The 9,604-nt window shown below is 67.9% G+C and carries 10 protein-coding genes; 4 read left to right on the top strand and 6 right to left on the bottom strand.

Going from position 1 to position 9,604, the window contains the following annotated elements:
• The 6 genes from QOC76_RS27145 to argC all read right to left on the bottom strand — a co-directional run.
• Positions 1 to 277 (bottom strand): arginine repressor (locus QOC76_RS27145; protein ID WP_526362326.1); only part of this gene is annotated, 277 nt, incomplete at its 3' end.
• A complete protein-coding gene (gene argF / locus QOC76_RS27140; RefSeq protein WP_526362324.1) occupies positions 274 to 1,197 on the bottom strand; it encodes an ornithine carbamoyltransferase in 924 nt (307 codons plus the stop codon). The genes QOC76_RS27145 and argF, both read right to left, overlap by 4 nt.
• Positions 1,197 to 2,333, bottom strand: a complete 1,137-nt coding sequence (locus QOC76_RS27135) for an acetylornithine transaminase (protein WP_526362336.1) — start codon at positions 2,331 to 2,333, stop codon at positions 1,197 to 1,199. The genes argF and QOC76_RS27135 overlap by 1 nt, the downstream gene beginning before the upstream one ends.
• Positions 2,334 to 2,359: 26 nt before the next feature.
• Positions 2,360 to 3,262 (bottom strand): acetylglutamate kinase, encoded by a 903-nt coding sequence (argB, locus tag QOC76_RS27130; protein WP_526362322.1) that lies wholly within the window; start codon positions 3,260 to 3,262, stop codon positions 2,360 to 2,362.
• Positions 3,259 to 4,476 carry a bifunctional glutamate N-acetyltransferase/amino-acid acetyltransferase ArgJ gene (gene argJ, locus QOC76_RS27125; RefSeq protein WP_526362320.1) on the bottom strand — a complete coding sequence of 406 codons (1,218 nt, stop codon included), beginning with the start codon at positions 4,474 to 4,476 and terminating at the stop codon, positions 3,259 to 3,261. The genes argB and argJ overlap by 4 nt, the downstream gene beginning before the upstream one ends.
• Positions 4,473 to 5,522, bottom strand: a complete 1,050-nt coding sequence (argC, locus tag QOC76_RS27120) for an N-acetyl-gamma-glutamyl-phosphate reductase (RefSeq protein ID WP_526362318.1) — start codon at positions 5,520 to 5,522, stop codon at positions 4,473 to 4,475. Before argC ends, argJ begins: the two co-directional genes overlap by 4 nt.
• A 316-nt stretch (positions 5,523 to 5,838) precedes the next feature.
• Between argC and lhgD the strand changes: the two genes are divergently transcribed.
• Genes lhgD through QOC76_RS27100 form a run of 4 tightly spaced genes read left to right on the top strand, consistent with a single transcriptional unit; the run spans position 5,839 to position 9,599 of the window.
• Complete coding sequence (gene lhgD, locus QOC76_RS27115) at positions 5,839 to 7,056, top strand: L-2-hydroxyglutarate dehydrogenase (RefSeq protein ID WP_526362316.1); 1,218 nt, start codon at positions 5,839 to 5,841, stop codon at positions 7,054 to 7,056.
• On the top strand, positions 7,053 to 7,949 hold the full coding sequence (locus QOC76_RS27110) for a dihydrodipicolinate synthase family protein (RefSeq protein WP_526362314.1): 897 nt from the start codon (positions 7,053 to 7,055) through the stop codon (positions 7,947 to 7,949). Before lhgD ends, QOC76_RS27110 begins: the two co-directional genes overlap by 4 nt.
• Before the next feature lie 10 nt (positions 7,950 to 7,959).
• On the top strand, positions 7,960 to 8,748 hold the full coding sequence (locus tag QOC76_RS27105) for an SDR family oxidoreductase (protein WP_526362312.1): 789 nt from the start codon (positions 7,960 to 7,962) through the stop codon (positions 8,746 to 8,748).
• Positions 8,749 to 8,759: 11 nt separating this feature from the next.
• The gene (locus QOC76_RS27100) at positions 8,760 to 9,599 is read left to right on the top strand and encodes a fumarylacetoacetate hydrolase family protein (RefSeq protein ID WP_526362310.1); all 840 of its coding nucleotides are present in this window, start codon (positions 8,760 to 8,762) and stop codon (positions 9,597 to 9,599) included.
• Positions 9,600 to 9,604: the final 5 nt, after the last annotated feature.

The raw sequence follows: 9,604 nt of genomic DNA, 5'->3' as shown, positions 1-9,604 counted from the left end.
ACACGCCCACCCCGCCGTCGGCACCGCGGAGTTTGACCGCCCCGAGCTCCTCGAGGTCACGAGACAGGGTCGCCTGAGTGACGTCGATGCCCTCGGTGGCCAGCATCGAGGCCAGTTCTGTCTGGCTGCGCACCGAATTCGACGACAGAATCGCGACGATGCGGGCCTGCCTGCCTGCACGCGTGCCGCTGATCCCCGGAGCCGCCCGGCCGGCGACATCAGCTTCCGGAGCCGCCCGGCCGGCGACATCAGTCTCAGCCGCCTTGCCGGCTGTCATGAGCGCTCCAGCAGCCAGGCCAGCAGCGCCTTCTGCGCATGCAACCGGTTCTCCGCCTCGTCCCACACCGCGCTGTGTGGTCCGTCGATGACGTCGTCAGTGATCTCGTGGCCGCGGTGCGCCGGAAGACAGTGCAGCACAATCGCATCCGGGTCGGCACGGCCCAGCAGCTCGGCGTTGACCTGGAACGGCTTGAACGGCGCTATCCGGTCCAGTCCGTCGTCCTCCTGCCCCATCGACGTCCAGGTGTCGGTGACGAGCACGTCGGCTCCCGCGGCGGCCTCGGCCGCATCGGCGCTGATCGTCACCGAGGCCCCGGTGAGCCGCGCCCGTGTCTCGGCGGCGGCTACGACATCTCTGTTCGGCTCGAAGCCGGTCGGTGCGGCGATCGTGACATCGATGCCTGCCGTCACACCGCCCAACATCAGCGAATGCGCCATGTTGTTGGCCCCGTCGCCGAAGTAGGACAGCCGCAGCCCCTTCAGGGCGCCCTTGCGTTCGGCGAGCGTCTGCAGGTCGGCAAGCACCTGGCAGGGATGGAACTCGTCCGACAGCGCATTGACGATCGGAACAGTCGCCCCGTCAGCCATCGACGTCAGCCGCTCCTGTCCGAAGGTGCGCCAGACGATCGCTTCAACGTAGCGCGACAACACCTTTCCGGTGTCCTCGAGCGTCTCCTCGCGGCCGAGCTGCGTGGTGCGGCCATCGACGACGACAGCGTGGCCGCCGAGCTGCGCGATGCCGACCTCGAACGAGAAGCGGGTGCGTGTGGAGTTCTTGTCGAAGATCACTGCGACACCGCGGGGTCCCTCGAGCGGCCTGCGGGCGAACGGATCCTGCTTCAGCCGCGCGGCCAGTGCCAGCACCTCGGCTTGCTCGTCGGGCGACAGGTCGTCGTCACGCAGGAAATTGCGGGTCATCAGGACCCAGCCTTGTCCAGCACACCGGGCAGGGCGGTCAGGAATTCGGCGATCTGCGCCTCGCTGATGATCAGCGGCGGAGCCAGCCGGATCAGGTCGGGCGCGGCGGCATTCACCAGGAAACCGGCGTCGCGGGCGGCGGCCTCGACGGCCTTGCCTTCCGGTGCGCTCAGCGCGATGCCCCGCAGCAGCCCGCGGCCGCGAACGTGGTCGACGAGCGGATGACGCAGCGACTCGATGCCGTGGTGCAAAGTCTTGCCCAGCACATCGGCGCGGGACACCAGGTCCTCGTCGGCAAGCACCCGCAACACCGCCAACGCAGCGGCTGCGCAGACCGGGTTGCCGCCGAACGTGCTGCCGTGCAACCCGGCGGTCAACAGCTCGCCGGCCGGTCCGACCGCGATGCAGGCACCAATCGGCAGTCCACCGCCGAGCCCCTTGGCGAGGGTGACGATGTCTGGTGTGATGCCGTCATGCTGGTGGGCGTAAAACGTTCCGGTCCGGCCCATTCCGGTCTGCACCTCGTCCATGACGAGCAGCGCGCCGCGCGTTGTCGACAGCTCGCGGGCGGCGACCAGGTAACCCTCGGGAGGGACGATGACGCCCGCCTCCCCCATGATCGGTTCGAGGAAGACCGCGGCGGTCGCATCATCGATGGCCTCCGCCAACGCAGCGACATCGCCGTAGGGGACATGCACCACATCGCCGGGCAGCGGGGCGAACGGCTCCTGCTTGGCCGGCTGTCCGGTCAAGGCCAGCGACCCCATCGTCCGGCCATGGAAGGCGCCTTGTGCGGCGATGATCTTGGTGCGGCCGGTCAGCCGGGTGATCTTGAAGGCGACCTCGTTGGCCTCGGTTCCTGAGTTGCACAGGAACACTCGGCCTTCGGCGCCCAGCAGGCCCACCAGCGCCTCGGCCAGCGCGATGCCTGGTTCGGTGGCATAGAAGTTCGAGGTGTGGCCGAGGGTGTTCAACTGCGTGGTGACGGCTTCGATGACGGCGGGATGGCGGTGGCCCAGAACATTGACCGCGATGCCGCCGAGGAGGTCGATGTAGGACTTGCCGTTCTCGTCGGTGACCACGGCGCCGTCCCCGCTGACCAGTGCGACGGCCGGCGTGCCGTAGTTGTTCATCATCACGCTTTCCCAGCGCTGCGCAAGAGTCACGCTTTCACCACCTTCGTGCCAGTTCCCTCATCGGTGAACAACTCGACCAACACGCAGTGCTCGACGCGACCGTCGATGACGTGGGCGCTCGGCACACCGCCCGCAACGGCCCGCATGCAGGCCTCGATCTTCGGCACCATGCCCGCTTGCAGCGTCGGCAACAATTGGGTCAGTGCGGCGACATCGATTTCGCTGACCAACGTGTCGCGGTCGGGCCAGCTGGTGTAGAGGCCCTCGACATCGGTGAGCATCAGCAGCTTCTCGGCGCTGAGCGCCTCGGCCAGCGCGGCCGCGGCCGTGTCCGCATTGATGTTGTGCACGACGCCGTCGGCATCGGGCGCGATGGTGGACACCACCGGAATGCGGCCGGCGGCAATGAGATCGAGCACCGCCTCGGTGTTCACCCGCTCCACGTCACCGACCAGGCCGATGTCCGTGGCCACCCCGTCGACGATGACGCTGCGCCGCACCGCGGTGAAGAGGTGCGCGTCCTCGCCTGTGATTCCGACGGCGTAGGGCCCGTGCATGTTGATCAGGTTCACCAGTTCCCGGCCGACCTGGCCGAACAGCACCATCCGCGCCACATCGAGAACCTCGGGTGTGGTGACGCGGAAACCGCCCTTGAAATCGCCTGCGATGGCGAGTCGTTTCAGCATCGCGCTGATCTGGGGTCCGCCGCCGTGCACGACGACGGGATGGATGCCGCAGTTGCGCAGGAAGACCATGTCCGCTGCGAAGGCGCGCCGCAGCGCGTCGTCGGTCATCGCGTTCCCGCCGTATTTGACCACGACGATCTTGTCGTGCAGTTGCTTCAGCCACGGCAGTGCCGCCGCGAGCACATCGGCCTTGGTCTGTGTCGACGCCGGCGCCGCCCCGCCGGCGACATCGAATGAAGTCATGAGCTGTATGCCGAGTTCTCTTCGACGTATGCATGTGACAGATCGGTGGTCCGGACCGCCGCGATGTCGTTACCGACACCGAGGTCGATCGTGACCTCGATGTCGACGCCGGACAGGTCGACTTCGCGCGCGCCGGGCGCTCCGACTCCGTCGACGCAGACCGGAGAGCCGTTGAACGACACGCCGATCCGCTCGGGGTCGAGCCGTACCGGGGCCATGCCGACCGCGGCCAGCACGCGGCCCCAGTTGGGGTCGGAACCGAACAACGCGGTCTTGACCAGGCTGTCGCGCGCGACCACGCGGGCCGCGGTGAGCGCGTCGGATTCGCTGGCGGCGCCGGTGACGGTGACGACGACGCGCTTGGTGACGCCTTCGGCATCGGCCTGCAGCTGTGCACACAGGTCGTCGCACACCCGCAGCATGGCCCCGTCGAGGTCGGCCTGGCTCGGCGTGATTGCGCTCGCCCCCGACGCCAGTACCAGGATGGTGTCATTGGTCGAGCAGCTGCCGTCGACATCGAGCCGGTCGAACGTCAACGCGCTGGCCCTGCGCAACGCGTGATCGAGTGCGGCGGCGTCGGCGACCGCGTCGGTGGTGATGACGCACAGCATGGTCGCCAGCGACGGGGCCAACATGCCCGCGCCTTTTGCCATCCCGCCAACGGTCCAGTTGTCGCAGTGGTGCAGGGCAACCTGTTTGGGCAGTTTGTCGGTGGTCATGATGGCTCTGGCGGCCTCCTCACCGCCGGTCAGCCCGCCCGCCATCTCCTGCACGATCTCGGTGACGCCCGAGCGCACCTTGTCCATGGGCAGCCGATCTCCGATCAAACCCGTCGAGCACACGCCGATCTCGATCGCACCGGTGTCGGTGCCCCAGTCGGACAGGGCCGAAGCGACGGCCTCGGCCGTGGCGTGGCTGTCCTGGAACCCGCCCGGACCCGTGCACGCGTTGGCTCCACCGGAGTTGAGGATCACCGCTCGCAGTCGCCCCGTGGTCAGCACCTGTTGGGTCCACAGCACCGGCGCCGCCTTGACCTGGTTGCGGGTGAACACGCCCGCTGCGCTGTAGTCGGGGCCCTCGTTGAACACCAGCGCCATGTCCAGTGCGCCGGAAGCCTTGATGCCCGCGGCGATCCCGGTGGCACGGAAGCCCTCGGGCGCCGTGACGCCCTGGGTGCGAACCAGCCTTGTCGTACCCGCAGATGTATCGGTCACGGCGCCACTCCCACGATCGAAAGTCCTTCGGTCTCAGGCCAGCCGAGAGCGAGGTTCATCGACTGCACGGCCGCGCCACCGGTGCCCTTGACCAGGTTGTCGATCGCGGCGATCGCGATGAACGTCTCCGCATCGTCGTCGACGGCGACCGCGAGCTGTGCGGCGTTGCTGCCGATCACCGCACCGGTCTTGGGTAACTGGCCCTCGGGCAGCAGGTGCACGAAAGGCTCGGCCTCATACGCCTTCTCGTACGCCGCGCGAATCTGCGACAACGGCGCAGCCGTACGGGCGGTGCATGTCGCGAGGATGCCGCGCGAGGTCGGTATCAGCACCGGCGTGAACGAGACCGTCACGTCCTTGTCGGTGACGGTGCGCAGCCCCTGCGCGATTTCCGGAGTGTGCCGATGCGTGCCGCCGATGTTGTAGGCCCGAGCGGAGCCGATGACCTCGGAGCCGAGCAGGTCGACTTTTGCGGCGCGGCCGGCGCCGGATGTGCCGCTGACGGCGACGACCGTCACGGCCGGCTCGACGAGGTCCTCGGCGACAGCCGGCATCAACGCCAGCAGCGCTGCCGTCGGATAACAGCCGGGAACAGCGATGCGGGTCGCGCCGCGGAGCCGGTCGCGGGCGCCGGGCAGTTCCGGCAGCCCGTACGGCCAGCTACCCGCGTGAGCCGAACCGTAGAACCGCTCCCACGCCGCCGAGTCGGTGAGCCGAAAATCGGCGCCGCAGTCGACGATCACGGTATCGGTGCTCAGCTGCTCGGCTAGGGTCGCGGAGTGACCGTGCGGCAACGCAAGGAAAACGACGTCGTGTCGGGCCAACACCTCGGCGTCGGTGGTCTCCAGCACTCGACCACTGAGAGGCAGCAGATGCGGGTGGTGTTCGCCGAGCGTGGTGCCTGCGCTGGCGGCCGCAGTCAGCGCACCGATCGTCAGGCGCCGGTCGACGTAGGCGGGGTGGCTGAGCAGCAGCCGGAGGATCTCACCGCCGGCATATCCGCTGGCACCGGCGACAGCCACAGAAGTCATGCAGTGATTCTGCATTTTTATGCAGAATGTTGCAAATCAATTAGGCGCTGATCAGCCCAATCGCAAGTCCGGGACCCGCGCCCCTGTTCGATCGGCGAGCGCCTCGGTCATCCTGACATGTGGCACCGAGAGGCCGATCGCCCGGAGGTGTATGACCGAGAGCAGGTTCGCGAGACAATCATCTTGACCTGCCCCACCCCACGCTGGGAGACCTCGACGTGCCCGCTTCGCCTCTGCACCTGCCAGGAAGCGGAGAACCGCGCGCTCAGGCCCCGCCCGCGCTTGGAGCCGAGGATTCGGTGTTCGCCGAATTCGCCTCAAGGGATGGCCGGTGACCGACCGGATCGCTGTCGTCGGCGGGGGCATCCTCGGCGTCGCAGTCGCCCGCGAGATCCTCAGGCGTGACCCCGATGCGGACGTGACGCTGTTCGAGAAGGAGGACCGCCTCGCGTCGCACCAGACCGGGCGCAACAGCGGTGTCGTGCACGCGGGCCTGTACTACGAGCCCGGCTCGAACAAGGCGGTGCTCTGCCGCCGCGGCGTCGGTCTCCTCGAGGAGTTCTGCGAACGGCACGGCATCCGGCGGATCGCCTGCGGCAAGGTCCTCGTCGCGCTCGACGACGTCGAACGCGCGCGGCTCGACAACATCAGGGAGCGGGCACTGGCCAATGGTGTCCCCGGTGTGCGGATCATCGGCCCCGACGAGCTACGCGAACTGGAGCCGCATGTGCGTGGCGTCGCCGCCCTGCACTCGCCGTCCACCTCGATCGTGAACTTCGCGGAGGTGACGCAGGCGCTCGCCGCCGACGCGACCGCCGACGGCGCGAAGATCTTGCTCGGGCACGAAGTCGTCGGGCTCCGGACATCGAACACGGAGGTCGTGGTAACCGCCCGCGGCGCAAGCGGTTCCACCGAGACGGTGTTCGACCGGATCGTGGTCTGCGGCGGCCTGCAGAGCGACCGGCTCGCGGAGCTGGCGGGCGACGGCCCCGACCCGGTGATCATGCCTTTTCGCGGCGAGTACTACGCGCTCAAGCCGGAACGCCGCAACCTCGTCAACGGGCTTGTCTATCCGGTGCCCGATCCTCGCTACCCGTTCCTCGGTGTGCATGTCACCCCGCGCGTCGACGGCGAGGTGCTCATCGGACCCAACGCCGTACTCGCCCTGGCACGCGAGGGCTACACGTGGGGCAGGCTGTCGATCCCCGATATGCTCGAAGTCGCAGGCTCACTGGCATTTTGGCGGTTCGCGCGACAGCATTGGCGAACCGGTATCAAGGAGATGCGAGGATCGCTGAGCAAGAAGCGATTCATCGCCGCCGCCCGCGCATATGTGCCCGAACTCGGCGACGACGACGTCGTTCCCGGGGTCGCCGGCATCCGCGCGCAGGCACTCGATTCCGACGGCGGCCTCGTCGACGACTTCCGGATCAGCATCCGCGAGCGTGTCGTCCTCCTGCGCAATGCCCCGTCACCGGCGGCCACGTCTTCGCTCGCGATCGCCGAGCACATCGTGACGACGATGGAAAATGGAAGGCGACGCGAGTGACCCGGCCGCTGTCCCAAGGTCTTTGGGGTGTCCTCGCCACACCCTTCGATGACGGCCTCGCTGTCGACTTGGATTCGTTGCGCAACGAGGTCGCCTCGTTCGCCGCCGACGGTACAGGCGGGCTGGTCGCATTGGGCGTCTTCGGCGAGGCGGCGGCGCTGAACCCCGACGAGGCGAACAGCGTTGCGCACACCGTCGCATCCTCAACCGACCTGCCGTTCGTGCTCGGCCTGTCCGAACGTGACCCCGACGCCGTCGTCCGACAGGCGCGCCGGCTGCTCGACGCGGTACCGCGCTCGCCGGTCGCGTTGATGGCACAGATTGCAGATGCCGACCCGGCCGCCGCCGCCGCTTCGCTTCGCCGTCTCTACGAGGCGACGGAGGTCGGCATCCTCATTCAGGACTACCCGGTCGTGTCGGGAGTCAGCGTCACCGACGAGCAGGTCGTCGAGATCGTGTCTTCGTGCCCCTTCGCTGTCGGCGTGAAGTCGGAGACACCGCCGACCTCCGCTGCGGTTGCCCACCTCGTATCCAACCTCGGCGTTCCCGTGTTCGGCGGCCTTGGCGGCGTCGGACTGCTCGACGAGCTGGCCGCGGGTTCGGGCGGTGCGATGACCGGATTCAGCCATCCCGCGGCATTGGCGGCCGTGTTGCGCGCGTATCACGACGGCGGCTTCGAAGCCGCCCGCGACGCGTGGGCGCCATGGCTTCCGCTCGCCAACTTCGAAGGACAGCTGCGGGTGGGCCTTTCGATCCGTAAAGAACTGCTGCGGCGACGCGGCGTGATCGGCTCCGGCCGGGTGCGTCCACCCGCACTGACACTGCCGGCCGCGCTGATTCCCATCCTCGAGAAGCATCTCGCGACCCTGCCCACCGCCACCGTGACCCGCTGAAGGAGCCACCATGGATCTCGGCATCACCGGACGCACCGCGCTCGTGCTCGGCGCCAGCGGCGGCCTCGGCAGCGCCATCGCGGTGCGGCTCGCCCAGGAGGGCGCCAATGTCGCGGCTGCGGGCCGCTCCGCCGACAAGCTCACCGACACCGTGAAGCGGATCGAGGCCGCGGGGGTAAAGGCCCTGCCGCTGCGCTGGGATCTGGGGGACCTCGATTCTGTGGACGCGCACGTCTCAGAAATCGAAAAAGCCCTCGGCCCGGTCGACATTCTGGTCAACAACACCGGCGGGCCGCCGCCCACACCCGCCGCGGGCCAGGACCCCGCCACCTGGCGCAGCAGCTTCGACCAGATGATCCTGCCGGTCATCGTCATCACGGATCGGGTGTTGCCCGGAATGCGCGAGCGTGGCTGGGGCCGCATCCTGACGTCGACGTCGGGCGGGGCGCTCAGTCCCATTCCGAATCTCGCGATATCCAACACGTTGCGGGCCAGCCTGCACGCCTGGTCCAAGACCCTCTCCGACGAGGTGGGTCGTGACGGCGTGACGTCGAACATCATTGTGCCGGGCCGAATCGCCACTGCCCGAACGCAATTCCTCGACGAAGGCAGGGCGGAACGAGAAGACAAGAGCATCGACGACGTCATGGCCGCCAGCGCGGCGACGATGGCGGTCGGCCGGTATGGCCGCCCGGACGAATACGCGGACGTGGCCGCATTCCTGTGCAGCGAGCGGGCGTCCTATGTGACCGGCTCGGTCATCCGTGTCGACGGCGGTCAGCTCAAGAGCGTCATCTAGAAGGGATTGTTTTGCGCATCCGCACACTGCAGGTCGATGGCGCGGCATGCGTCACGCTGGCCGACGGCCGACTCGCCCGTGCAGACCGGATACTCGACGGTGCACCGTCCGATCTGTTCTCACTCCTGGAGGCGGGGGCGCTCGACGCCCTCGCCGCGGCGGTCGACCGTGGTGTGGACGACGCCTCATGCGTGGATCCCCGGTCTCCGGTTGCCGCGCCATGGACCAGGCCACGCAAGATTCTCGGCATCGGGCTCAACTACGGCGCGCATGCCGGCGATCTCGGCGAGCAGGCTCCACGTACGTCGCCTGCGTCGTTCATCAAGGGTGACCACACCATCGTCGGACCGGACCAGCCGATCGTCGTCCCACCGGGTATCGGTCGAGTCACGGCAGAAGCCGAACTGGGTCTCGTCATCGGGCGCAGGTGTTTTCAGGTCGGAGTGGACGAAGCGATGTCCTACGTTGCGGGTGTCGTGCCGGTGCTCGACCAGACCGCGGAGGAGATCCTGATGGAGAATCCGCGATACCTCACCCGGGTGAAGAACTATCCCTCGTTCTTCTCGTTCGGGCCGGATCTGATCACGCTCGACGAGGTGCTCTCGCACGGACCCCTGTCGGGGCTGAGGGTCGCGACCGTGCACAACGGTGCGGTGCACCGCAAAGACACTGTCGCCGGCATGACATTCTCGCCCGCCGAATTACTGAGCTTCCACAGCCAGGTCATGCCGTTCTATCCGGGTGACATCCTGTCGACGGGAACGCCGGGCGCCGTGCCGATCGTGGCGGGCGACGTGGTGCGGTGCGAGCTGGGCGACGAGCTGGCGTCGCTCACCAATCCCGTGCAGTAACAGCG

It is taken from the genome of Mycobacterium sp., from assembly GCF_032159565.1.
Lineage (GTDB): Bacteria > Actinomycetota > Actinomycetes > Mycobacteriales > Mycobacteriaceae > Mycobacterium.
The sequence above is the reverse complement of the archived record's forward strand: the minus strand, read 5'-3'. Positions and strand labels throughout refer to the sequence as shown.